17 protein-coding genes and 1 pseudogene are annotated in these 25,846 nt (G+C 65.5%); 8 read left to right on the top strand and 10 right to left on the bottom strand.

Annotation, left to right across the window (positions count from 1 at the left end):
- The first annotated feature begins 60 nt into the window (after positions 1-60).
- Positions 61-720, top strand: a complete 660-nt coding sequence (locus QFZ91_RS11340) for a glutathione S-transferase family protein (protein WP_176121168.1) — start codon at positions 61-63, stop codon at positions 718-720.
- Positions 721-850: 130 nt separating this feature from the next.
- A complete protein-coding gene (locus QFZ91_RS11345) occupies positions 851-1,771 on the top strand; it encodes a LysR family transcriptional regulator (RefSeq protein WP_429567283.1) in 921 nt (306 codons plus the stop codon).
- Positions 1,772-1,856: 85 nt separating this feature from the next.
- Here the strand turns inward: QFZ91_RS11345 and QFZ91_RS11350 are convergent, their stop codons facing one another.
- The 4 genes from QFZ91_RS11350 to QFZ91_RS11365 all read right to left on the bottom strand — a co-directional run bounded on the left by QFZ91_RS11350 (position 1,857) and on the right by QFZ91_RS11365 (position 6,245).
- Positions 1,857-2,972, bottom strand: coding sequence for an ABC transporter ATP-binding protein (locus QFZ91_RS11350; protein WP_013088733.1), 1,116 nt, complete (start codon positions 2,970-2,972; stop codon positions 1,857-1,859).
- 93 nt (positions 2,973-3,065) lie between these two features.
- Entirely contained in the window at positions 3,066-3,923 is an 858-nt protein-coding gene (locus tag QFZ91_RS11355; protein ID WP_176379906.1) for a carbohydrate ABC transporter permease, read from the bottom strand.
- Positions 3,913-4,851, bottom strand: coding sequence for a carbohydrate ABC transporter permease (locus tag QFZ91_RS11360; protein WP_429567284.1), 939 nt, complete (start codon positions 4,849-4,851; stop codon positions 3,913-3,915). The genes QFZ91_RS11355 and QFZ91_RS11360 overlap by 11 nt, the downstream gene beginning before the upstream one ends.
- A 146-nt stretch (positions 4,852-4,997) precedes the next feature.
- Positions 4,998-6,245, bottom strand: coding sequence for an ABC transporter substrate-binding protein (locus QFZ91_RS11365; protein WP_429567285.1), 1,248 nt, complete (start codon positions 6,243-6,245; stop codon positions 4,998-5,000).
- 596 nt (positions 6,246-6,841) lie between these two features.
- On the opposite strand from QFZ91_RS11365, the gene zwf reads away from it, so the two are divergent.
- The 4 genes from zwf to QFZ91_RS11385 all read left to right on the top strand — a co-directional run bounded on the left by zwf (position 6,842) and on the right by QFZ91_RS11385 (position 12,189).
- Positions 6,842-8,305, top strand: coding sequence for a glucose-6-phosphate dehydrogenase (zwf, locus tag QFZ91_RS11370; RefSeq protein WP_368594514.1), 1,464 nt, complete (start codon positions 6,842-6,844; stop codon positions 8,303-8,305).
- A 194-nt stretch (positions 8,306-8,499) separates the two neighbouring features.
- Positions 8,500-9,216, top strand: a complete 717-nt coding sequence (gene pgl, locus QFZ91_RS11375) for a 6-phosphogluconolactonase (protein ID WP_368614038.1) — start codon at positions 8,500-8,502, stop codon at positions 9,214-9,216.
- Positions 9,194-11,110 (top strand): bifunctional transcriptional regulator/glucokinase, encoded by a 1,917-nt coding sequence (locus QFZ91_RS11380; RefSeq protein WP_176121163.1) that lies wholly within the window; start codon positions 9,194-9,196, stop codon positions 11,108-11,110. The genes pgl and QFZ91_RS11380 overlap by 23 nt, the downstream gene beginning before the upstream one ends.
- Positions 11,111-11,262: 152 nt before the next feature.
- Positions 11,263-12,189: a bestrophin family protein gene (locus tag QFZ91_RS11385; RefSeq protein WP_429567286.1), complete on the top strand. Its 927-nt coding sequence runs from the start codon at positions 11,263-11,265 to the stop codon at positions 12,187-12,189.
- A gap of 31 nt (positions 12,190-12,220) precedes the next feature.
- On the opposite strand, the gene QFZ91_RS11390 is transcribed toward QFZ91_RS11385, so the two are convergent.
- From QFZ91_RS11390 to apbC, 5 genes and pseudogenes are all read right to left on the bottom strand, one after another.
- Positions 12,221-12,967, bottom strand: a complete 747-nt coding sequence (locus QFZ91_RS11390; protein ID WP_429567287.1) for a lysozyme inhibitor LprI family protein — start codon at positions 12,965-12,967, stop codon at positions 12,221-12,223.
- 2 nt (positions 12,968-12,969) lie between these two features.
- Positions 12,970-15,255: an arginine/lysine/ornithine decarboxylase gene (locus tag QFZ91_RS11395; RefSeq protein WP_176379911.1), complete on the bottom strand. Its 2,286-nt coding sequence runs from the start codon at positions 15,253-15,255 to the stop codon at positions 12,970-12,972.
- A 90-nt stretch (positions 15,256-15,345) separates the two neighbouring features.
- Positions 15,346-15,916: pseudogene (gene dcd / locus QFZ91_RS11400) on the bottom strand (dCTP deaminase).
- A 180-nt stretch (positions 15,917-16,096) separates the two neighbouring features.
- Entirely contained in the window at positions 16,097-16,633 is a 537-nt protein-coding gene (locus QFZ91_RS11405; protein WP_176109298.1) for a superoxide dismutase family protein, read from the bottom strand.
- Positions 16,634-16,763: 130 nt separating this feature from the next.
- Positions 16,764-17,852, bottom strand: a complete 1,089-nt coding sequence (apbC, locus tag QFZ91_RS11410; protein ID WP_368718593.1) for an iron-sulfur cluster carrier protein ApbC — start codon at positions 17,850-17,852, stop codon at positions 16,764-16,766.
- 337 nt (positions 17,853-18,189) lie between these two features.
- Here apbC and QFZ91_RS11415 point away from each other — a divergent pair, with 337 nt between their 5' ends.
- Both QFZ91_RS11415 and metG read left to right on the top strand, forming a co-directional pair.
- A complete protein-coding gene (locus QFZ91_RS11415) occupies positions 18,190-18,843 on the top strand; it encodes an OmpA family protein (RefSeq protein ID WP_176121160.1) in 654 nt (217 codons plus the stop codon).
- 401 nt (positions 18,844-19,244) lie between these two features.
- Positions 19,245-21,380, top strand: coding sequence for a methionine--tRNA ligase (metG, locus tag QFZ91_RS11420; protein ID WP_429567288.1), 2,136 nt, complete (start codon positions 19,245-19,247; stop codon positions 21,378-21,380).
- Between the two features lie 97 nt (positions 21,381-21,477).
- On the opposite strand, the gene QFZ91_RS11425 is transcribed toward metG, so the two are convergent.
- Positions 21,478-25,818 carry a translocation/assembly module TamB domain-containing protein gene (locus QFZ91_RS11425; protein WP_429567289.1) on the bottom strand — a complete coding sequence of 1,447 codons (4,341 nt, stop codon included), beginning with the start codon at positions 25,816-25,818 and terminating at the stop codon, positions 21,478-21,480.
- Between the last annotated feature and the right edge of the window lie 28 nt (positions 25,819-25,846).

Below are 25,846 nucleotides of genomic sequence, written 5' to 3' on the forward strand. Positions count from 1 at the left end.
GCGCGGTGGCTCTCGTCGCCACCGTGGATTCGTGCTGTGCAACCTTCAAAGGTGATCGCGATGCCCCTGAAGCTCTATGCCCATCCGTTCTCGTCGTACTGCCAGAAGGCCTTGACCGCGTTGTACGAAAACGGCACGCCGTTCGAGATGCGCGTGCTCGCGTACGACGATCCGCAGATCATGGCCGAATTCGCCGCGCTATGGCCGATCAAGCGCTTCCCGGTGCTCGTCGACGGCGGGCGCACGGTGGTCGAGGCGACCATCATCATCGAATATCTTGGCCTGCAGTATCCGGGGCCTGTCGCGTTGTTGCCGGCCGACCCGCGCGCCGCGCTCGAGGTGCGCATGTTGGACCGCTTCTTCGACAACTACATTTCGACGCCGCAGCAAAAGGTCGTATTCGATAGCCTGCGTCCCGAAGCCGAGCGCGACGCGCGTGGCGTCGCCGATGCACGCGCGATGCTCGACACCGCTTATGCCTGGCTCAACCGCCACATGGCCGAGCGCGAATGGGCCGCCGGCGACAGCTTCAGCCTCGCCGACTGCGGCGCCGCCCCGTCTCTGTTCTACGCCGACTGGACGCATCCGATCGACCCCGCGTTCGCGCACGTGCGCGCGTACCGGCAGCGGCTGCTCGCGCGGCCGTCGTTCGCCCGCGCGGTCGACGAGGCGCGGCCGTATCGGCCGCTATTTCCGCTGGGTGCGCCAGACCGGGATTGAGCCGCGAGCGGCGGTGGCAGATTCGCGCGAACGGGGCACGGCAGACAACCTGATTTCGTGGCTGTAGACTTTCTGTCGTATCGCAAGCCTGCCCCGCCCTTCTTTTGGCTCACCACCCACAAGGCACACCATGGACCGTCTCGAAGCGATGGAGATCTTCACGCGCGTGGTCGAAGCGAACAGCTTCACCAAGGTCTCGGAATCGCTCGATCTGCCACGCGCGAAGGTCAGCCGCACGATCCAGGCGCTCGAGGAACACGTCGGCGTGCGGCTCCTGAACCGCTCGACGCGTCAGGTCAGCGTGACCGAAGACGGCGCGTCGTTCTACGAGCGCTGCGTGCGCATTCTCGCCGACGTCGCCGATGCCGAGTCGTCGCTATCGAACAAGCGTGAGAATCCGGCCGGCACGATCCGCGTCGACACGTCCGGCACGCTCGCGCGCTCGCTGCTGCTGCCCGCGCTCGACGACTTCTACGAACAATACCCCGCGATCGACGTGCGTCTCGGTCTCGCGGATCGCAACATCGATCTGATCCAGGACGGCGTCGATTGCGTGATCCGCATGGGCACGCCCGAAGAGTCGAGCCTCGTCGCGAAGCGCATCGGGCTTGCGCGCATCGTCACATGCGCGTCGCCCGCGTATCTGCAGAAGTTCGGCACGCCGACCACGCTGGCCGAGCTCGGCGAGCATCGCGCGGTCAACTACGTGTCCGCGCGCAGCGGCCGGACCTTCCCGTTCGAATTCGAAGTCGACGGCGAAATCGAGCGCGTCGCGATGGACAGCACGCTCGCCGTCAACGACGGCTCCGTCTACATCACCGCGGGCGTGCTGGGCCACGGCATCATCCAGCCGTCGCGCTTCATGGTCGCCGAGCTGATCGAGCAAGGCGCGCTCACGGAGATTCTCGGCAACTACACGAGCCCCGGCACGCCGCTGTCGATCCTGTATGCGCACCGCCGCAATCTGAGTTCGCGGCTGCGCGCGTTCATCGATTGGGTCGGCGAGCTCGCGCGCAGCAATCCGGATTTGCGTTTGCCAGAGTCGGCATGACGGCTGCAAAAAAAGCAAAAGCCCCACGCGCAACTGAACGCATGGGGCTCTTCTGAAGCGACGTCTCTAGCGCGTATGCGACCGCTTACGCAATCCGCTCTTCATTCGCGGGATCGAACAACACCGCCTTCGACGTATCGAACAGCAGCGTCGCGTTCTTCTCCGGTTGCGGGTTCGACGCCGGGTGCACGCGGCTCACGATGCGCTTGCCGTTGACCTGCGCGAACACCAGCGTGTCCGGACCGGTCGGCTCGATCACGTCGACCTTCACTTCGACCGGCTGCAGCTTCGAGTCGTCGCCGTGCGCGCTGCGCGCATCGGTGATGCGCTCCGGACGCAGACCGAGAATCACGTTGTTGCCGACGTGCGAGCGCACCTTCGCCGAATCGAACGGCAGCACCAGCACCTTGCGCGCGATGCCCGTATCGAGTTCGATGCCGACGCCCGAGCCCTGCTCGACCAGCTTGCCTTCGATGAAGTTCATCGGCGGCGCGCCGATGAAGCCCGCGACGAACAGGTTCGACGGCGAGTCGTAGATTTCCTGCGGCGCGCCGAACTGCTGCACGATGCCGTCCTTCATCACCGCGATGCGGTCACCGAGCGTCATCGCTTCGATCTGGTCGTGCGTCACGTAGACGATCGTCGTGCCAAGGCGCTGATGCAGCAGCTTGATTTCCGAGCGCATTTCGATACGCAGCTTCGCGTCGAGGTTCGACAGCGGCTCGTCGAACAGGAACATCACCGGATCGCGCGCAAGTGCGCGGCCCATTGCGACACGCTGACGCTGGCCGCCCGACAGCTGGCCCGGCTTGCGGTCGAGCAGATGCTTGATCTGCAGCGTGTTCGACACGCGTTCGACGATCTGCGTCTGTTCCTGCTTCGGCACCTTGCGGATGTTCAGGCCGAACGAGATGTTGTCGCGCACCGTCATCGACGGATACAGCGCGTACGACTGGAACACCATCGCGATGTCGCGATCTTTCGGCGACAGGTTGTTGACGGTCTTGCCGTCGATCTGGATCTCGCCCTTGGTCACGGTTTCGAGACCGGCAATCATGTTGAGCAGCGTCGACTTACCGCAGCCCGAGCCGCCGACCAGAATCAGGAACTGGCCGTCTTCGATGTCGATGTTGACACCCTTCAGAACCGGCACCCCGTTCGGGTAGGTCTTGTACACGTCACGGATGGAAAGGCTTGCCATGCTGTGAATCCTCTTGTCTCTGGTACTGCTTGAAAACGTCTTGTCAGGTGACGGCGGCACGTGTTCGGTGCAACGCCGTCGCTCTACGATGATTTAGCCCTTCACCGCGCCCGCGGTCAGGCCGCGCACGAAGTAACGTCCGGCGATGATGTAGACGAGCAGCGTGGGCAGCGCCGCGATGATCGCGCCGGCCATGTCCACGTTGTATTCCTTCACGCCGGTCGAGGTATTCACGAGATTGTTCAGCGCCACGGTGATCGGCATCGAATCGACGCCGGAGAACACGATACCGAACAGGAAGTCGTTCCAGATCTGCGTGAATTGCCAGATCAGGCACACCATGAAGATCGGCAGCGACACCGGCAGCAGAATCTTCGTGAAGATCGTGAAGAAACCCGCACCGTCGATACGCGCGGCCTTCACGAGTTCAGCCGGCACGCTCACGTAGAAGTTGCGGAAGAACATTGTGGTGAACGCGATACCGTAGATCACGTGCACGAGCACCAGACCGCTCACCGTGTTCGACAGGCCGAGGATGCCTTCGAGGCGCGCCATCGGCAGCAGGATCGCCTGGAACGGGATGAAGCAGCCGACCAGCAGCATCGTGAAGATCGGATCGGCGCCGCGGAAGCGCCAGTGCGTGAGCACGTAGCCGTTGAACGCGCCGATGATCGACGAGATCAGCACCGCCGGAATCACCATGCGCACGGAGTTCATGAAGAACGGCTGCATGCCGTCGCAACGCACGCCCGTGCATGCGCCGCTCCACGCCTTGAGCCACGGCGCGAAGGTCCAGCTCGTCGGCGGCGTCAGCAGGTTGCCGGTGCGCAGCTGATCGATGTCCTTGAACGACGTCGACAGCATCACGTACAGCGGAAACAGGAAGTACAGCGCGAACAGAAGCAGGGCCGCGTAAATGACGGCACGGCTCATCGTCATCTTAGGTTGCATTGCGGGTGCTCCTCGATTCCAGATACATCAGCGGCACGAGCACGGCCACCACGGTGGCGAGCATCATGATCGACGAGGCCGCGCCGACGCCGAGCTGCCCGCGATTGAACGAAAACGTGTACATGAAGATGGCCGGCAGCGACGACGACGTGCCCGGACCGCCGGCGGTCAGCGCGACGACCAGGTCGAACGTCTTGATGGTGATGTGGCAAAGAATCAGCAGCACGGAGAAGAACACCGGCCGCATGCTCGGAATCACGATCTTGCGGTAGATGGTCGGCAGGCCCGCGCCGTCCATCTGCGCGGCCTTGAAGATTTCACTGTCGACGCCGCGCAAACCGGCGAGGAACAGCGCCATCACGAAGCCGGTGGATTGCCAGACCGCCGCGATCACGATACAGAAGATCGCCCGGTCCGGGTCGCCGAGCCAGTTGAACTCGAAGCTCGTCCAGCCCCAGTCGTGAAACACCTTCTCGATGCCGATGCCCGGCGACAGAATCCATTGCCACGCGGTGCCGGTCACGATGAACGACAGCGCCATCGGATACAGGAACACGGCGCGCAGCGCGCCTTCGTTGCGGATCTGCTGATCGAGCAGGATCGCGAGCAACAGACCCAGACCGATGCAGATACTGATGAACGGAATGCCGAACCAGCCGAGGTTCTCGGCCGAAGTCCAGAACACGTCGTTCTGGAACAGCTCGCGATAGCGGTCGAGACCCGCGAACTCCCAACGAGGCATCAGTCGCGAAGTAGACAGCGACAGATAGCCGGTAATTGCGATAAAGCCATACACGAAGATGAGGCTAATCACGACGCTGGGTGCGAGCACCAGCTTCGGAATATAGCGATCGGCAAGGGCCGCCATGGGCGACGTGCGGCGGGCGACGGTGGCCGTTTTCCCGTTCCCGCTGATGGAAGCAGTCACTACTCGACTCCTGCTGAAACTGTACCGCCGGGCTGCCCGTGCGCGAATGGCGCCGGACCGCGACGGCCTGGGTGTGACTCCATGAAACCCGGGCGCGCCCGGCGCTTCGGATGCAAGCGGCCGGACGCAACGCTTCGTACTTGCGCTTACTTGGTCTTCGCTGCCTTCGCGAGAGCCTGAACCGCGGTCTTCGAGTCTTGCTGCGAGTTCATGAACTTCGTGACGACGTCGGAGATCGCGCCTGCCGCGGCATCCGGCTGAGCCATGCCGTGAGCGAGCGACGGCACATAACCGCCGGCCTTGATCGCGATCTGCTCATCCGCATACGACTTCTTCGCGCAGTCGTCGAACTTGTCCATCGGCACGCCGAGACGCACCGGGATCGAACCCTTGTACAGGCTGAACTGCTCCTGGAAGTCCGGCGACATGATCGTCTTCGCGAGGGAGAGCTGGCCCGGCGTCGCCGCCTTCTGGCCCTTCTGCTGGAAGAACACGAACGAGTCGACGTTGAACGTGTAGGCCTTGTCCGTTTGCGGCACCACCGCGCAGATGTAGTCCGTGCCCGACTTCTTGCCGGCGTTGGTGAACTCGCCCTTCGCCCAGTCGCCCATGAACTGCATGCCGGCCTTGCCGTTGATGACCATCGCCGTGGCGAGGTTCCAGTCACGGCCCGTGCGGCCCGCGTCGAAGTAGCCCTGGATCTTGCGGACCGTGTCGAACACCTGAACCATCTTTTCCGAGGTCAGGGTCTTCTCGTCGAGGTCGACGAGCGCCTTCTTGTAGAAGTCCGCGCCTTCCGACAGCACGACGTCTTCCCACAGCGTCAGGTCTTGCCACGGCTGGCCGCCCATCGCGATCGGCTGGATGCCCGCGGCCTTCATTTTGTCGGCCACCGCGAAGAACTCAGGCCACGTGGTCGGCACCTTGCCGCCTGCCTTGTCCAGTGCTGCCTTGTTGATGTACAGCCAGTTCACGCGATGCACCGAGAACGGCGCGCCGACATAGTGGCCGTCCGCTTGCATGATCTTGTCGACTTGCGGCGGCAGGTTCTTCTTCCAGTCGCCCGCGACGGAGTCGATCGGCACCAGCACGCCCTGCGAAGCCCAGTCCTGGATCAGCGGACCCTTGATCTGCGCGGCGCTCGGCGCGTTGCCCGAGATCACCTGCGTCTTCAGTGCCGTCATCGCAGCCGCGCCAGCGCCGCCTGCGACCGCGAAGTCCTTCCATGTGTAGCCCTGCTTCGTCATGTCGTCCTTGAGGACGCCGACGGCCCTGGATTCGCCGCCCGAAGTCCACCAGTGCAGCACTTCGATCGACTCGGCGGCCTGCACGGCCGACACGCCACACATCAGACCCGCAGCGCACAGAGCGCCCATGATCGCGCGAAATTTCATTGCTTATCTCCTCCAGACACCTGAACAAAAAAACGAATGGCCCCTGATGTCGCCAGGGTGCTGTGGTTGGTTCAAACAGGCAAAAACTGGGCGATCGAGCATGGTCGGGCGCATGCGCCAAGGCATGTGCCGGCGGACCGATGTCCGGCCGCTAGACGCTCAAGAGGTGAGTGGTTCGGGATGCAACTGACTGTCTCCTCTTTTGATTTTTGCCTGCCCGCATCGCGCGGCAGACTCGAGGTACCTGATACACAATCCGACGCCAGCCTGACGTCGGCCACGGAAACGACCCGCACGCCCGTCGACTCCCCGGCTTTCCGTAAGGTCCGCCGGCACCCTGCTGGCGCGTACCGGAAAGCGTTGCCCCATTGTCCGTTAGCATGCCGGGGACGCCCGCCGATTCGCAAAAAGCGTGCAATTCGTCTGCACAGCGCACGCTTTTTTCTTCGAATTAACGCTACCTCTTGATTTGGATTGTAGTTAAACTACAATTCAGTGTCAAAAAATATTTTATCGGACTACGGTCGCTCTTCCAGGTCGCTGCACGTGCGGTGTCCGATCAGCGCGGCGGCCTTTCAGGACATCGACGGAGACTCATGCATACCGACTCAAGCTTCACCTTCGTTCTCTTCGGCGGCACCGGCGACCTGTCGATGCGCAAGATCCTGCCCGCGCTGTTCGAGGCGCACCGCGCGGGGGGCATGCTCGCCGACAACGGCAAGATCGTCGCGGTCGCGCGGCACATCGCGGATCGCGGCGAGTACCTGCAGTGGGTCGACGGGCACGTCAAGCCGCACGTGTCGAAAAACGGCCTCGACGAAGCCGCGTGGACGAGCTTCCTCGCGCGCATCGAGTTCGTGAAGATCGATCTCGGCAATCCGGATGACTTCGCGCAACTGCGCGACGCGATCCAGGATATGCCCGGAATCCGCGTGTTCTATCTGGCAACCGGTCCGTCGCTGTTCGTGCCGATCTGCCATGCGCTCGCCGCGGTGGGTCTGAACCACAACGCGCGCATCGTGCTCGAGAAGCCGCTCGGCTACGACCTGAAGTCGTCGAACGCAATCAACGACGCGGTCGGCGAAATCTTCGCGGAAGAGCAGATCTACCGGATCGATCATTACCTCGGCAAGGAGCCGGTGCAGAACCTGCTCGCGCTGCGCTTCGGCAATGCGCTGTTCGAGCCGCTGTGGCGCCGCGAGTGGGTCGAGAGCATCCAGATCACGATCGCCGAGGAACTCGGCGTCGAAGCGCGTGGCGATTTCTACGACAATACCGGCGCGCTGCGCGACATGGTGCAGAACCACCTGCTGCAGCTGCTGTCGATCGTCGCGATGGAGCCGCCCCACTCGATGGATTCCGACTCGGTTCGCGACGAGAAGCTGCGCGTGCTGCGCGCGCTAAAACCGGTCGATTCGCAGGAAATCGGCAAGGTCGCGGTGCGCGGCCAGTATCATTCGGGCGTGATCCGCGGCAACACGGTGCCGGCCTACGCGACCGAGCACGGCGTGAAGCCGGACAGCTCCACCGAGACCTTCGTCGCGCTGAAGGTCGAGATCGAGAACTGGCGCTGGGCCGGCGTGCCGTTTTTCCTGCGTACCGGCAAGCGGCTCGCCGATCGCGTCGCCGAGATCGTCGTGAATTTCCGCGCGGTGCCGCATTCGGCGCTTGGCGCGTCGGCGCTGCGCGCGGGCGCGAATCGCCTCGTGATCCGTCTGCAGCCGAACGAGACGATTCGTCTGTACTGTCTCGCGAAGCAGCCCGGCGAGGGTATGAACCTCGCGAGCGTGTACCTCGATCTCGCGTTCGACCGGTTCTTCCGCGAAGGCCAGATGGAGGCGTATCAGCGGCTGCTGCTCGACGTGATTCACGGGCGCCTCGCGCTGTTCGTGCGGCGCGACGAACAGGAAGCCGCATGGCGCTGGGTCGAGCCGATCCTGAACGAATGGAAAGCCTCGACCAAGCCGCCCAAGCCGTACGCGGCGGGCACGTGGGGACCGGCCGCGGCGAGCGCGATGCTCGCCCAGCACGGCACCTGCTGGCTCGAAGAAGAGAATTGAGTTTGATGAATTGACGGACGGCGCCGCGCGCGATGAACATTTCGGCGCGCGGCGCCGGCAACACCACCGACGAACTGAACGGAGTCGCGCCGGTATCGCGTCAGGCGTCTGCCGGCCACCCCGCCATGCAGGCATCGCGCGACAGCAGTCAGGCTGATTCCGCAGATCCAACAAGAATGCAGCACGGAGGAGAAGTGATCGAGCTTCACGCTTTCGACGACCAGCGCGCCCAATCCGACGCGCTGGCGAAAGCGGTGGGCGACGCGTTACATGCGTCGCTTGCCGCACAGGCGGCCGGCACCGGGACGTCAACCCCGCTCGCGCGCCCGGCCATGCTGGCCGTGTCCGGCGGCAGCAGCCCGCGTCCGTTTCTGCAAACGTTGTCGACGCAGACGTTCGACTGGCCCCGCATCGCGATCACGCTGGTCGACGACCGCTGGGTGCCGGAGACCGATAGCGCGAGCAATGCGCAACTCGTGCGCGCCACGTTGCTGCAGAACGCCGCGCAACACGCGACCTTCTGGCCGCTCGTCGACACCAGCCAGGATCTGCACTCGCACGTTGCCGCGCTGAACGCGGACGCGCGCTTCGCCACGGCACCCGACGTCGCGGTGCTTGGCATGGGCGAAGACGGTCACACCGCGTCGATCTTCGCCGATGCGCCCGAATGGGATCACGCGATCACCACGACCGAGCGTTTCGTCGCGGTGCATCCGGGGGCGGCGCCGCACGCGCGCGTGAGCTGGTCGCTGTCCGCGCTGAAGGACGTCAAGCATCTGTTTCTGCTGATTGCAGGACCGCGCAAGATGGACGTGCTCAACGCCGCATCCGCTGCGCTACAAAAAAATGCCATCTCGCAACTGGCAAACGACAAGGGAGTGAGACTCGATGTCTACTGGTGTGCAAACTAAAGCTGTGCCGGGCGCGGCCCAGCACGCCGATGGACCGAGGCTGCTGGCCGACATCGGCGGTACCAATGCGCGTTTCGCGCTCGAGACGGGCCCCGGCGAAATCGGTTCGGTGCAGGTCTATCCTTGCGCCGAGTATCCGAGCGTCGCCGACGTCATCAAGACGTATCTGAAGGACACGAAGATCGGCCGCGTCAATCACGCGGCGATCGCGATTGCGAACCCGGTCGACGGCGACCAGGTCAGCATGACCAATCACGACTGGACCTTTTCGATCGAAGCGACGCGCCGCACGCTCGGCTTCGACACGCTGCTCGTCGTCAACGACTTCACCGCGCTCGCGATGGCGCTGCCCGGCCTCACCGACACCCAGCGCGTGCAGGTGGGCGGCGGCCAGCGCCGGCCCAACAGCGTGATCGGCCTGCTCGGCCCCGGCACCGGCATGGGCGTGTCGGGCCTGATTCCTGCCGACGACCGCTGGATCGCGCTCGGCAGCGAAGGCGGCCACGCCACCTTCGCGCCCGCCGACGAACGCGAAGAGATCGTGCTGCACTACGCGCGCAAGAAGTGGTCGCACGTGTCGTTCGAACGGGTGGCCGCGGGTCCGGGCCTCGAGGTGATCTATCGCGCGCTCGCGGGCCGCGACAAGAAACGCGTGCCGGCCAGCGTCAATCCGGCCGATGTGGTCAAGCGCGCGCACGAAGGCGAGCCGCTCGCGGCCGAATCGGTCGACGTGTTCTGCGGCATCCTCGGCACCTTCGCCGGCAATATCGCGGTGACGCTCGGCGCGCTCGGCGGCATCTATATCGGCGGCGGTGTCGTGCCGCGTCTCGGCGAGCTGTTCGCGCGTTCGTCGTTCCGCCAGCGCTTCGAGGCGAAGGGCCGCTTCGAGGCGTATCTGCAGAACGTGCCGACCTACGTGATCACCGCCGAATACCCGGCGTTCCTCGGCGTATCGGCGATTCTCGCGGAGCAGTTGTCGAACCGCGCGGGCGGCAGCTCGTCGGCGGTGTTCGAGCGGATTCGCCAGATGCGCGACGCGCTGACGCCGGCCGAGCGCCGCGTCGCCGACCTCGCGCTGAACCATCCGCGTTCGATCATCAACGATCCGATCGTCGACATCGCGCGCAAGGCCGACGTCAGTCAGCCGACCGTGATCCGCTTCTGCCGCTCGCTCGGCTGCCAGGGGCTGTCCGATTTCAAGCTGAAGCTCGCGACCGGTTTGACCGGCACGATTCCGGTCAGCCACAGCCAGGTGCATCTCGGCGACACCGCGACCGACTTCGGCGCGAAGGTGCTCGACAATACCGTGTCGGCGATCCTGCAGTTGCGCGAGCATCTGAACTTCGAGCACGTGGAACGCGCGATCGACCTGCTGAACGGCGCGCGGCGCATCGAGTTCTACGGGCTCGGCAACTCGAACATCGTCGCGCAGGATGCGCACTACAAGTTCTTCCGCTTCGGTATTCCGACCATCGCGTATGGGGATCTGTACATGCAGGCGGCCTCGGCCGCGCTGCTCGGCAAGGGCGACGTGATCGTCGCGGTGTCGAAGTCGGGGCGCGCGCCCGAGCTGCTGCGCGTGCTCGACGTCGCAATGCAGGCCGGCGCGCAGGTGATCGCGATCACCTCGAGCAACACGCCGCTCGCGAAGCGCGCGACCGTCGCGCTGGAAACCGATCACATCGAGATTCGCGAGTCACAGCTGTCGATGATCTCGCGCATCCTGCACCTCGTGATGATCGACATTCTGGCGGTCGGCGTAGCGATTCGCCGCGCGGTGCCGAGCGATGAAGTGGCCGAGACCGTCGAGAAAGCGCGCGAAGGCGCCGACGACGACGCGACGGCCGTACTCGACTGGCTGAGTCACGGCGCGGCTTCGTCGGCGCGCGACTGAGGCTGACTTAGCGCTGTCCCGCTTCGCTTGCGGTGGACAAACCCGCGGCGTGTGCATCGTCTCCGATGCGCCCGCCGCGGGTTTTTCTGTTCGGGGGACACGAAAAGCGATCGATAATAAGCGCTCTATCGCTTCAGACGAACCGCGCGTCCATGATCATTCGCCCGCATCTCCACTGGTTCCGCATGCTGCTCGCGTGGCGCGGCTCGGTGCTGCCGCAGTTGCTGCCGCGGCTATTCCTGATCTTTATCATCTCGATCATTGCGCTCGCCGCGCACGATCATCTGCTGCCCGTCAGCCTGAACCTGAATTCGATCGCGCCGTTCTCGCTGGTCGGCATCGCGCTCGCGGTGTTTCTCGCCTTTCGCAACAACGCGAGCTACGACCGCTGGTGGGAAGCGCGCAAGCTGTGGGGACAATTGCTCAACGAGTCGCGCTCGCTGACGCGCCAGGCGCTGACGTTGCGGTCGCGCGAGTTGCCCAAAGAAGAAGCCGCCGAGTTCCTGGCGATTCTTAGCGCGCTCCCGCATGCGCTGCGTCACCAGTTGCGCAAGACCGAACCGCGCGACGACCTTGCCGCGCGGCTGCCCGGCGCACTGCTCGAACGTGTGATGGGATCACGCTACAAGCCGGCCACGCTGATGCTGTGCCTCGGCGAATGGGTGCAGCGCGCGGCGCGCGCGGGCACTCTCGATCCGATCACGGCGCTCGCGTTCGACCGCAATCTGAACGGACTATCGGACGTGATCGGCGGCTGCGAGCGCATCGCTTCGACGCCGTTGCCGTTCGCGTATTCGGTGATGATCCACCGCACCGTGTACTTCTTCTGCGCGTCGCTGCCGTTCGGGCTCGTCAACAGCATCGGTATTTTTACGCCGGTGTTCGCGGTGTTCGTCGCGTACACGTTCATGGCGCACGAAGCGATCGCGTCGCAGCTCGAAGAACCGTTCGGCACCGACGACAACGACCTCGCGCTCAACACGATGTCCGCGATCATCGAGGATGCGATGCGCGATCTGCGCGGCGAGCCGGCGCTCGCGGCGCCGCAGCCGCGCGCAGACGGTGTTCAATGGGATTGAATCTGCGGCGGGTCGCGCCGCTCCGCGGCCGTCAGTGGTTGCCGGACGTTTCGGAGAGCCGTTTGATCGTCGCGACGCGCGCGCCGATGATGTCGATACGTCCGCGCTCGTCGACGAGTGGCGTCGATGCCGTCAGATACGCATTCCACGCGCGTTGCGCGTGCACCAGCGTCGGCCGCGACTTCGCCGGCATCTTCGCTTCGAGCACACGGTAGTAGCGGTTCAGATCGAACATCGCGTGTTCGCAACGCGCATCGGCGTTGCACGCGCGCGGTCGGCGCGGCGCCGGACCGCTCGCATCGGCGAGCGCGCTGCGCAGCACGAGCGCGCGGTCGCGCACCGGCTGCAGTTGCATGTCGGCTTCGGAAAGCACGTACATCGAGCCCTGGGTCGTTGCGAACACCGCGGCGAGCAGCTGCTTCTCGGCATCGCGCGACGCGAGCCAGCTCGACTGGCTCTTTTCCCATAGCCTGCGCCGCGCGGGCGGCACCTTCGCGAGCAACTGCTGGTACGCGCTATCGACCGCGGCCATCCAGCCGATGCGCGCGTTGTCCATGCACTGCACCTGCCCGATCGTCGTCGACATGTCGGCGCGCGCGAGACACGTGCGCATCGCGGCATCGATCGGATCGGCGGCGGCCACCTCGGCATGCGCCGCCGGACTAGCGATGGCGACGAGCACCAGCGTACCGGCCGTGAGCGCGAAGCTCAGCACGCCGGCCCCGCGCCGCCAAGGCCCGACAGCGGGCAGGCCCGTCAGCAACTTCACCCACGCCATCGTCACATGCGCACGCAATCGACGAAATATTCGATGCGCCCGTTGACCATTTCGCCGACGAGCCCGTGGATATCCGTATGGAAGCCCGGGAAGCGCTCGTTGAACTCGCGCGCGAAACGCAGATAGTTGACGATGGTCTTGTTGAAGCGCTCGCCCGGAATCAGCAGCGGGATGCCCGGCGGATACGGCGTCAACAGGATCGACGTGACGCGGCCTTCGAGTTCGTCGATCGGTACCCGGTCGATCTCGCGGTGCGCGAGCTTCGCGAATGCGTCGGACGGCTTCATCGCCGGCTCCATGCTCGACAGGTACATCTCGGTCGTCAGACGGGCGATGTCGTTCGCGCGATACACGCTGTGGATCTGCTGGCACAGATCGCGCAGGCCGACACGCTCGTACATCGGATGATGCGCGACGAACTCGGGCAGCACGCGCCACAGCGGCTGGTTGGTGTCGTAGTCGTCCTTGAACTGCTGCAGCTCGGTCACCATCGAGTTCCAGCGGCCCTTCGTGATGCCGATCGTGAACATGATGAAAAACGAGTACAGGCCCGTCTTCTCGACGATGATGCCGTGCTCGGCCAGGTACTTCGTGACGATCGCCGCCGGAATGCCGTTGTCGTCGAAGCCGCCGTCCATGTTGAGACCCGGCGTGACGATCGTCGCCTTGATCGGGTCGAGCATGTTGAAGCCTTCGGCGAGCGGGCCGAAGCCGTGCCACGCGTCGTCCGGACGCAGCATCCAGTCTTCGCGTGAGCCGATGCCTTCCTCGGCGAACTGGTCCGGGCCCCACACCTTGAAGAACCAGTCGTCGCCGTATTCGGTGTCGACCTTGGTCATCGCGCGGCGGAAGTCGAGCGCTTCGGCGATCGATTCTTCCACGAGCGCGGTGCCGCCCGGCGCTTCCATCATCGCCGCGGCGACGTCGCACGAAGCGATGATCGCGTACTGCGGGCTCGTCGACGTATGCATCAGATACGCCTCGTTGAAGCGATGCTTGTCGAAGCGGCTGTTCTTCGAATCCTGCACGACGATCTGCGACGCCTGCGAGATGCCGGCGAGCAGCTTGTGCGTGGAGTGCGTCGCGTACACCATCGCGCCGATGCGCGGACGGCCCGCGCCGATCGCGTGCATGTCCTGATAGAACTCGTGGAATTCCGCGTGCGGCAGCCACGCTTCGTCGAAGTGCAGCGTGTCGAGCCATTCGCCCAACATCTCCTTGATCATCTCGACGTTGTAGACCACGCCGTCGTACGTGCTTTGCGTGATCGTCAGGATGCGCGGCTTCAGGTTCGGGTTCTTCGCGAGCGCTTCGCGCGCGAACGGATTCGCCTCGATCTTCTTGCGGATGTTCTCCGGTTCGAACTCACTGCGCGGGATCGGGCCGATGATGCCGAAGTTGTTGCGGGTCGGCGTCAGGAACACCGGAATCGCGCCGGTCATCGTGATCGCGTGCAGGATCGACTTGTGACAGTTGCGGTCGACCAGCACGATGTCGCCCGGCGCAACCGTGCCGTGCCAGACGATCTTGTTCGACGTCGACGTGCCGTTGGTCACGAAGAACACGTGGTCCGCGCTGAAGATGCGCGCGGCGTTGCGCTCCGAGGCCGCGACCGGACCGGTGTGGTCGAGCAGCTGGCCGAGTTCGTCGACCGCGTTGCAGACGTCGGCGCGCAGCATGTTCTCGCCGAAGAACTGGTGGAACATCTGGCCGAGCGGGCTCTTCAGGAACGCGACGCCGCCCGAGTGGCCCGGGCAGTGCCACGAGTACGAACCCTCTTCCGCGTACTGCACCAGTTCCTTGAAGAACGGCGGCGCGAGCGAATCCAGGTACACCTTCGCCTCGCGGATGATATGGCGTGCGACGAACTCCGGCGTGTCCTCGAACATGTGGATGAAGCCGTGCAGTTCGCGCAGGATGTCGTTCGGCAGATGGCGCGAGGTGCGCGTCTCGCCGTACAGGAAGATCGGGATATCGGCATTGCGACGGCGCACTTCGGTCACGAACGCGCGCAGCGCGACGATCGCGGCCGCGAGCTCGGGTGTCTCGCCTTCGACGACTACGTTGTCGACGTACGGCAGCAGTTCGTCGTCGTCGATCGAGAGGATGAAGCACGACGCGCGGCTCGACTGCTGCGCGAACGAGGTCAGATCGCCGTAGCTCGTCAACCCGAGCACTTCCGCGCCTTCTTTCTCGATGGCTTCGGCCAAAGCCCGGATGCCGGAACCCGAGATGTTCTCGGAGCGGAAATCTTCGTCGATGATGACGACGGGGAAACGGAACTTCATGGGCGATTCTCCAAAAAGAAAACGACCGCTGCGTTACGTAGAAAGCGCAGCGGTCACCCGAATAACTGGTGGGTTCAGACGCTGCCGACGTCAGGTCTTCGGCAACGTGACGCCGTGCTGACCTTGATACTTGCCGCCGCGATCCGCATACGACGTTTCACAAATCTCGTCGCTTTCGAAAAACAGCAACCTGGGCGACGCCTTCGTTCGCGTAGATTTTCGCAGGCAAAGGTGTCGTATTCGAGAACTCGAGCGTGACGTGCCCTTCCCATTCCGGCTCGAACGGCGTCACGTTGACAATGATCCCGCAGCGCGCATACGTCGATTTGCCGAGGCACACGGTCAGCACGCTGCGCGGAATGCGGAAGTACTCGACCGTGCGCGCGAGCGCGAACGAGTTCGGCGGAATGATGCAGACGTCGCCCTTGAAATCGACGAAAGATTTCTCGTCGAAGTTCTTCGGATCGACGATCGTCGAGTTGATGTTGGTGAAGATCTTGAATTCGTCGGCGCAGCGGATGTCGTAGCCGTAGCTCGAGGTGCCGTAGCTGACAATCTTCCGGCCGTCTTGTGAGACGCGAACCTGATCAGGCGCAAACGGCTCGATCATCTTGTGCGACTCGGCCATGCGCCGGATCCACTTGTCAGATTTGATGGTCATAGGTGAACGCTGCTCGACGTGAATGTCAGGTGTGACGAAAAGATAGATGAAAACTGCCGGCGGCGCTGCGGCGCTCAGCCGGCGAAGGCCGCTTATTTTACGCGATCACGGAATCGCTGCCGCCGATGGCGTCATGTGCGCCACCGAGCGGTGGCCTGGCGGCGAAAGCGCGCTCGCCGTTCACTGCTGGCGAATCACGCCGCAGGCGATGGCCGTGCCAGCGCCATGCTGAGGGTATGCGTAGGGATCGGTCGCGTCGCGGTGCAGCAGCACCGCGCGCTGCAGCACCGAGCGGATGCCGTCGAGCGACACGTCCGGCGCGACGATGAAGCCGGTGGCCACGCCGTTCGCGTCCGCATGGATATTGCCGAGATCGCCCTCGACGCGCGCGCCTGCCTTGAGCCGCTCGGCCGCCGGCGAAAACACCGGACCGGCGCTGGAGCCGTCGGCGGCGTTGCAGTCGCCGCGCTCGTGCACCTGCAGCGCGTGGTCGCTATTGGGCGGCAAGCCGGTGAGATTGTAGGTGACCTGGACGCCGTCCGAGCGCTCGATGAAGGTCACGAGGCCGTGGGCCTGATTGCCCACGGTGGGCAACAATTGCGCGTCGGCGCGCTTTTCCTGTGGTCTCAGGAAGACGCCACAGCCGCTCAACAGCACACAGCCGGCAGTCAGAACGATGAACGCATGTACCGCGTGCCCGTCGATTCGTTTTCCCATGCGATCCTCTTGTCGGCCTGGCGGCCGCCCCTGCGGCCGCCGAGCCGAACTCGTGAAGTCGACATGATACCGCGAGAGCTCGTGAAAATAGGGATCGAGATCGCCCCTAATCCCTTGCCCGAACGGCCGCTCAGGTGTTCTGCACGACGATGTTCGGAAACTTCGAGCTCATGTCTCGCGCGCGTTCGGCGATATGCACCGCGACCTTGCGCGCGATCGAGCGATAGATCTCCGCGATGCGCCCGTTCGGGTCCGCGGCGACCGTCGGATGGCCCGAGTCGGCCTGCTCGCGGATCGTGATGTCGAGCGGCAGGCTGCCGAGCACGTCGACGCCATACTCCTTGCTCATGCGCTCGGCGCCACCGGCGCCGAAGATGTGCTCCTCGTGGCCGCAGTTCGAGCAGATGTGCAGACCCATGTTCTCGACGATGCCGAGGATCGGGATGCCGACCTTTTCGAACATCTTGAGGCCCTTCTTCGCGTCGAGCAGCGCGATGTCCTGCGGCGTCGTGACGATTACGGCGCCCGTGACCGGCACGCGCTGCGCGAGCGTCAGCTGGATGTCGCCGGTGCCGGGCGGCATGTCGACGATCAGGTAGTCGAGTTCGTGCCAGTTGGTCTGGCGCAGCAGCTGTTCGAGCGCCGAGGTCGCCATCGGGCCGCGCCATACCATCGGGTTGTCCGCCTCGATCAGGAAGCCTATCGAGTTGGCCTGCACGCCGTGGCCCGTCATCGGGTTCATCGATTTGTCGTCGGGCGATTCGGGGCGGCCCTCGATGCCGAGCATGGTGGGCAGCGACGGGCCGTAGATGTCGGCGTCGAGAATGCCGACCGACGCGCCCTCGCTCGCCAGCGCGAGCGCGAGATTCACGGCGGTCGTGCTCTTGCCGACGCCGCCCTTGCCCGACGCAACCGCGACGATGTTCTTCACACCGGGCAGCAGCTTCACGCCGCGCTGCACCGTGTGCGCAGCGATCTGCTGCGAAACCTCGACGCGCACGTTCGCGACGCCGGGCACCGCGCGCAGCGCGTCGGCGAACTGCTGGCGGATCGCGTCGAACTGGCTTTTCGCCGGATAGCCGAGCGTCACCTGAAGGCTGACCGCGTCGCCCTCCACAACCACGCTGCGGATGCTCTTCGCGGCCACGTACGGCGCGCCCGTGTTGGGGTCAGTGACGGCCGCGACAGCGGCGTCGACCAAAGCCCGATCGATACTCATTGATACTCCGTGGGGAAGAGGTGCGGCGTGGCGAGATGGACGAATCGCGCACGCGGCGGAATTTGCAAGAAATTGTTATGCGGCATTGCGAAAATCTCACGTGCCGGGCACCCTTCGGGGCACGCGGGACGCGTAGGGTCGCATCGCTGCTTGTTCAGGCATATTGTAGTGTCTGACGGCAGGCGGTGCCCGAAGACCCTGCTTCGCTGTCGGACCGCGCGAAGCAAGGCGCAGAAATCGTTCCTCAACATTCTGAGTGGTCGCTGCGTTGCCGGAATGTTCGCTGCATAGACTGACCGCTACCCGCTGGTTTATTCGCACCCGAAAGGAAACCAAGATGAATGCAAGAATCATGACTCGCGTGGCCGTATTCGCCGTGGCAGGCTCACTTGTGGCAGGCTGCGCGACCCAACAGGGCACCAACACAGCAGTCGGCACGGGCGTGGGCGCCGGTGCCGGCGCCGCGCTCGGCGCGATTTTCGGCGGCGGCAAGGGCGCGGCGATCGGCGCGGCCACCGGCGCCGCGGTGGGCGGCATCACCGGCTACAACTGGGACAACATCCGCAACCGCATGTCGGGCGCGACCAAGGGCACCGGCACGCAGATCACCGAGCAGCCGGACGGCTCGCTCAAGCTGAACATCCCGAGTTCGGTCACCTTCGACACCAGCAGCTACGCGATCAAGCCGACGTTCGCGCCGGTGCTCGACCAGCTCGCGCAGACGCTGCAGCAGAATCCGGAAGTCGTCGCATCGGTCGTCGGCCATACGGATAACACCGGCTCGCTGCAATACAACCAGACGCTGTCGGTCAACCGCGCGCAGAGCGTGACCGGCTATCTGACGCAACGCGGGATCGCGCCGCAGCGCCTGTCGGCCACCGGCATGGGCCCGAACCAGCCGATCGCCGACAACAACACCGAAGCCGGTCGTGCGGCGAACCGTCGCGTCGAGATCTACCTGCGGGCCACCGCCCAGCACGCGACGCAATAAGGGCAGGTCAAAAGGAGAGAAAGCGCCGCCGGGCCGGCCGGGTGTTGCGGCCACACGAGCCCGGCTGGCGGTCGGAACGAGCCGCCGGACCGGTTTGTCCGCAAATCGAAAAAAATTTCGAACTCTACGGAAAATCCGCGGTCTCTCTTTACGGTACGTGACTGGCGAAGCCGTCACGTCACCATTCTCCTCTTGTCGTTGTTGCTCCGGGGTTTATCGACCCCGGTTTTTTTTGCCCGCGCGGTTTTGCATCTCGCTCGCGGGCGTCGCCCCGGTTGTCCCTCACCGCGGCGCCGATCCCCTTCCGCTCCGCTCGTCCAGCCCGCCGCGTCCCGGCCCGCGTGCGGCGTGCGCCCTGCTAAAATCATCGTTTCGTCCCACCGCAGGCACCCCCGATCCTTATGTCAGCACCCGCCACCGACCTCCCAGCAGGCACGCCGTCCCGCCGCCGTCAGATTCTCGTCACGTCGGCCCTTCCGTATGCGAACGGGCAGATTCATATCGGCCATCTGGTCGAATATATCCAGACGGACATCTGGGTCCGGGCGCTGCGAATGCACGGCCACGAGGTCTACTACGTCGGCGCCGACGACACGCACGGCACGCCGGTCATGCTGCGCGCGGAAAAAGAAGGACTGACGCCGAAACAGCTGATCGATCGCGTGTGGCTGGAGCACAAGCGCGACTTTGACAGCTTCGGCATTTCGTTCGACAACTATTACTCGACCGATTCCGACGAAAACCGCGTGCTCAGCGAAAACGTCTACCTCGCGCTGAAGGAAGCGGGGCTGATCGACGCGCGCGAGATCGAACAGGCGTACGACCCGGTCAAGGAAATGTTCCTGCCGGACCGCTTCATCAAGGGCGAGTGCCCGAAATGCGGCGCCAAAGACCAATACGGCGACAGCTGCGAAGTCTGCGGCTCGACCTACCAGCCCACCGAGCTCGTCAATCCGTACTCGGTCGTCTCGGGCGCGACGCCGATCCGCAAGACCTCGACGCACTACTTATTCCGCCTGTCCGATCCGCGCTGCGAGAACTTCCTGCGCGCGTGGGTCGGCGGCCTTGCGCAGCCGGAAGCCACCAACAAGATGCGTGAATGGCTCGGCGACGCCGGCGAAGCCAAGCTCGCCGACTGGGACATCTCGCGCGACGCGCCGTACTTCGGCTTCGAGATTCCGGGCGCACCCGGCAAATATTTCTACGTGTGGCTGGACGCACCGGTCGGTTACTACGCGAGCTTCAAGAACCTCGCCGAAAAGCGCGGCCTCGATTTCGACGCGTGGGTCCGCCAAGGGTCGACCGCCGAGCAGTACCACTTCATCGGCAAGGACATCCTCTATTTCCACACGCTGTTCTGGCCCGCGATGCTCGAATTCTCGGGCCATCGCACGCCGACCAACGTGTTCGCGCACGGCTTTCTGACCGTGGACGGCGCGAAGATGTCCAAGTCGCGCGGCACCTTCATCACCGCGCAGAGCGTGATCGACACCGGCCTGAATCCGGAATGGCTGCGCTACTATTTCGCGGCCAAGCTGAACAGCACGATGGAAGACCTCGACCTGAATCTGGACGACTTCCAGGCGCGCGTGAACAGCGATCTGGTCGGCAAGTACGTGAACATCGCGAGCCGCGCGGCCGGCTTCCTGATCAAGCGTTTCGACGGCCGCGTGCAGGACAGCGCGATGCACCATCCGCTGCTCGGCACGCTGCGCGCGGCGCTGCCGCAGATCGCCGCGCACTACGAGGCACGCGAGTACAGCCGCGCGCTGCGTCAAACCATGGAGCTCGCCGACGCGGTCAACGCGTACGTGGATACCGCGAAGCCGTGGGATCAGGCGAAAGACCCGGCCAACGCGGTCGCACTGCACGAGACCTGCAGCGTCAGCATCGAGGCGTTCCGCCTGCTGTCGCTCGCGCTGAAGCCGGTGCTGCCGAAGCTCGCCGAAGCGGTCGAGGCGTTCCTCGGCATCGAGCCGCTCGTGTGGGCCGACGCCACCGTGCCGCTCAGCTCGGCGCGCCCGATCAACGCGTACAAGCATCTGATGACGCGAGTCGATCCGAAGCAGATCGAGGCGCTGCTCGCGGCCAATCGCGAGTCGCTGCAGGCCACGCCGGAAGCGGCGGCGGCCGACGCGAAGGCGAAGGCGAAGGCCCACGCCAAGGCCGCCGCCGCCGCGAAGGAAGAAGAGTCCGGCATCATCTCGATCGACGACTTCGCGAAAGTCGATCTGCGTATCGCGAAGATCGTCGACTGCAAGGCGGTGGAAGGCTCGGACAAGCTGTTGCAACTGACGCTCGACGTCGGCGAAGAGAAGACCCGCAACGTGTTCTCGGGCATCAAGTCCGCGTATCAGCCCGAGCAGCTGATCGGCAAGCTGACCGTGATGGTCGCGAACCTCGCGCCGCGCAAGATGAAGTTCGGCATGTCCGAAGGCATGGTGCTGGCGGCCTCGGCCGCGGACGAGAAGGCCGAACCGGGCCTCTACGTGCTCGAGCCGCATAGCGGCGCGAAGCCCGGCATGCGCGTGAAGTAACGCGCGGCGCTTTCGGGCGCCCCGACCCACCTCGCAGCACGCAGATATGACGAGAACGGCACGCTTCCAGGCGTGCCGTTTTTTTATGCTGCCCTCATCACCATGCGATCCGATCGAAGCGCCGCGTGTAGAGCACGTCGGCGCCATAGAACGTGCCGCCGTAGACGACCAGCGACCAGTACCGCGTCAGATTGATCGTCGCCTTGATCGCATTGCTGGCCGACTGCAGCCCCTGCTCGTAGCCGATCACGAGCCACTCGTTGATCGCCTTCGACACCATCACGACTTGCGGATCGGTCAGACCGACATCGCTGCGGCCGATCGAAAACTCGTCGAGCCCGACGGTCTGCGCGATCCGCGCGCCCGTCGCACTGCCGAGCAGCGCGAGCGCGGTCGTCATCGTGCTCTGCTGGCCGAGGTTGTTGCCCTGGTCGGTGCCGTGGCCGAACAGCAGCCATGACAGCTTTTCGTTGTCCGGCACGCTCGGTTCCGACACGAGCCGCGCGACCGGCGCCTGCAGCGTGCCGGTAACCTGCACGCCGGCCTCGACCTGCTGGTTGCGGCGCATCGCGAGGATGTTGATGCCCGGATTCGTGACCGGACCGTTGAACGTGAAGAAGCCGTTCTCGATCGTGAGCTTGCGGCCGAATGCGGTGTAGGTCGAACCCGGCGTGACGCGCACGTTGCCGACCGCGCGCAGCGGCGTATTCGGCGCGCTCGTCGCGGTGATCGTACCGGCGAGGCCGAGATCGGCGCCCTTGCCGCGGAAGCGGAAGTCGTTGCCGAGGCCGATCTCGATGTTCGCGCGTGGCGCGAACGGGCTCGCCGGCGGCTGACCGCCTTCGGTCGGACGCGGCCGGCCGCCCGCGCGCGTGCCGTCCGGGCGGATGATTACGACGTCGTCGCCGAGGCTCGGCGCGGCCTGCTCGGGCAAATCGAACAGCGCGCGGTCGACCACGAACTTGCCGTCGATCACAGGGCCGCGCTCCACGCCGCCGTTCGAGATGTTCGCGCTGCCCGACAGCGACAGATGGCGGTCCGGCGACGCGAACACATCGAGCTTGTCCGCGACGATGCTCGCGGTCATGTCGGGCTCCGCGCTGTCTAGGCGCACGCGGCCGGTCGCGCGCAGCGTGCCGCTCGCGCCGTGGAACTCGACCTGCTCGAAGTCCACCGTGTTCTGCGACAGCGCGATGCGCACGACGCCGTCCTTCAGTTGCACGCCCTGGCTCACGACCGTCGCGGACAGACCGTCGCCGGTCAGCGAGCCGGTCACGTTCGGCTTCGCGACCGTGCCGCCGAGCGCGAGTTGCAGCGCGAGACGGCCGTCGAGCAGGTAGCTCGGGCCGAGCAGGCCGCCCGTCGTGCGCAGCGACGGCACGTTCGCGTTGACATTGCCCGACAGCGCGCTCTGCGGATCGACGGTCAACATGCCGTCGCGCAGCACGAGCGACGTGTGCGCGTCGGCATCGATCACGCCGATGCGGCTCGCCTGCGCATGCACCGTCGCGTTGAGCCGGTTGCCGCCGGTGAATTCGGCGCGCGCGCGAATCGCGCCAATGCCCATCGACGCGAGCCCGCGGCCGATTTCGACCGTCACGTCGCCGCTGCGCCGGAGCAGCTCGATGTGGCCGCTGGCCGTCGCGCCGAGCGAGAAGTCCCAGTCGCCGTCGAACACGAGGTCGGTGCGCACGGCGGGCGGCTCGCCGGTGATCTGGCGACGCAGCTCCTGCAAGTGCGCGAGCGACACATCGGTCAGGCTGCCAGTCGACTGGATGCGGCCGTGATCGAACGCGAACGACTTCAGGGCCAGCACCGAGCCTTCAATCGTCAGGCGCGTCGCGCCGAGCGTCAGGTGGCCCGGCCCGGCACTGACCGCGAGCGGTGATTCGAGATTGAGCGCCGGCGTACCGCGATTCTGCAGACGCGTGACGGTGCCGTCCCAGCGCGAGCCGTCGCGCGTGTCGGTCAGCTTGCCGTTGGCGGCGAGCGTCAGGTCAAGCGGACGGTCCTGCAGCTTGCCGGTCGCGGCGGCTTCGAGCGTGTGATTCGCGCGTGTGCCGGACAGGCGAGCGGTCAGCGTGGCGAGGTCCACGCCGCCCGCGCTCACATTGCGCGCGTCGGTCGTGAACGCGAGCGCGCCGTTCGCGCCGTCGCGCAACTCGGCATGGCCTTGTGCGTGGCCGACGCGGTTGCTCGCGAATACGACGCTGTCGGCCTTGTAATTCAGCGTCACGTTCGGATGCGCGAACGAGCCGGTCACGTCGCCGTCAGCGGCGACCGCGCCCGCGAGGCCGAAGCCGAGCCGATCGAGCTGCGGCGCGTCGATGGCGAAGCGCAGCCGGTCGCCGGCCGCGCCGAAGCTGCCTTGCAGATTGACCTGATTGCCCGCTACGGAAAGATTCGCGCGGCTCGGCAGGATTCGCGAGCCGGCCAACTGGATCATGCCGCCCCCCGTCAGCGGCAGATCGTTGTAGACGCTCGGGCCGAGCGTGAATTCGGCGCGCGTCGTGAAGACCGGCGCGAGCACACCGGCCGCGGTGATCGTGGCGGTTACGCGCGCCTCGATCCTGCGCGCGGGTGTGGCCGGGCGCGGGGCCGCGCGCCCGGCTGCGCGATGCGCGGGCGCGGGCGTCCTGCGCTCGAGCACTTCGGTCTGCACCGCCGCCTGCGCGGTGTTCTTCGCGATGGCCGCGGCCTGATCGCCGGGCGCCGCGCTCTTCGCGCCAACGGTGCTGCCCGCGAGCGCCGCGGCCTGCGCTTGCCGCTCGCTCCGCGCGCCGCTCGCGGCGGGCGCGCCGGAACTCGTGACGGGCGTGCGCGCCGGCATCTGCGAAGTCAGCGACAGCGGATCGAAATCGGTCAGTTGCGCCTTCAGGTTGTAGGTCGAGTTCGCATCGTGCTTCAGCGCGCCCGATAGATCGATGCGGCCGCGGCCCGACGTGACGCGCACGTCGTTGAAGCTGATGCGTGCGGGGTCGAACGTGATCTTGCCCTGCGCGCGCAGCGCGGCGGCGGGGTCGGCGAGATCGAGCGTCAGGCTCTGGATGTCGTCGTTCAGGCGGATGCCGATCGGGCCGGACAGTTGCGTCGGCCGCACGGTCGCCTGCAGCGCGTTCAGGTCTAGCCGCGCGACGTTCAGGTCGAGCTGGCCGTGCCGGCCGCTCAGCGTGCCGCCACCGGTGAGCGTCGCGTTGCGCACGAGCCGCACGTTCAGGTTGGCGATGCTCTGTGTGTGGGCGTCGAGCCGCACGTCGGCGTTCGCGTCGATCAGCGGCAGCAGTTTCTGGTCGATTGCGCCGGGTTTCGCGTTGACGATCGAGATATGGCCGGCGACGGCGAAACCCGCCGCCGGTTCGACCGGCGCGTGATGGCCGCCGAACACGTGGTGCGGATGGCTGGCGGCGGACGGTTCGGCCGCGCTGGCCGCGCTCGCTGCGTGGGCTGTGCTGGCCGCGCCGGACTCCACCGGCTGCAACTCCGCGCGCACCGCCAGATCGGCCAACGGCGCACCGGGCGCGAAGGTCTGCGGATTCACATGATCGAAGCTCAGCGTCGCGCGCTGCAACGGCACCACGGCAAACGGCGCCGCTTCGACCCGCGCGTGGCCGGCGAGCTTCATGCCGCTCGCATCGAGCTCGGCGACCAGTTGCTCGAGCGTGCCGCTCAGGTGACCTGCGACCTGCACCGCTTCATCGTTGACCTTGCCCGCATAACCGACTTCGCCGCTGAGCGGAAACGGCTGCACGCCATCGAGTTTCGCCGCTGCCGTCAGCGCCCCGAACGGCGTCTCGAGCCGGTCGATCGCGGCCTCGTGATGACGCCCGTCGCTGCGCCCATGAAACGCGAAGCTCGACAGCTCCGTCGTCGACGCGCCCTGGTGCAGCAGCAGCCGCTCGACCCGCACGTCGCGGATCTCCAGCTGCATCGGCAATTGCAGATCTTGCGGCAGTTTCATCGGCTCGTTGCTGCTCGGCGACGACGGGCCCACGCGCGCCTCGATCGTGCCGACGCGCAGGTAATCGATCGTGAACCGCCACGGCTCGCGCGCGAGCGCCCAGCTGCCCGCGACGCGGTCGATCTGGATGTCAGTGCCGTTGCCGTCGAGGCTGCGCCAGCGCACGTCGCGCAGTTGCACGCCCTGCGCGAGCGTGCCGCCGTCGAGCGTGCCGGCGAGCCGGCCGCCCAGCAGCTTCACGGCCGCGTGCCACGCATACGCGGTGCCGCGTTCGGTCGTCAGCGCGCCGTACAACAGGCCGACCGCGAGCACGGCGAGCAGCACCAGCATGATCACCGTGCCCGCGATCGTCTTCAGCAACAGCCGGCCCCAGCGCCGCCTCGGCGGCGGCGTGTCGGGCGGCTGCTGCCCGTCCGGCGGTCCTGGCGGCGTGGCGCCGGGCGGCTGCGCGTTGGGCGGGTCGGTGACGTCGGTGGTCATGCGTGAATACGATGGCAAATAAGGTGGC

The organism is Paraburkholderia sp. JPY419 (assembly GCF_050435705.1).
GTDB lineage: Bacteria > Pseudomonadota > Gammaproteobacteria > Burkholderiales > Burkholderiaceae > Paraburkholderia > Paraburkholderia youngii.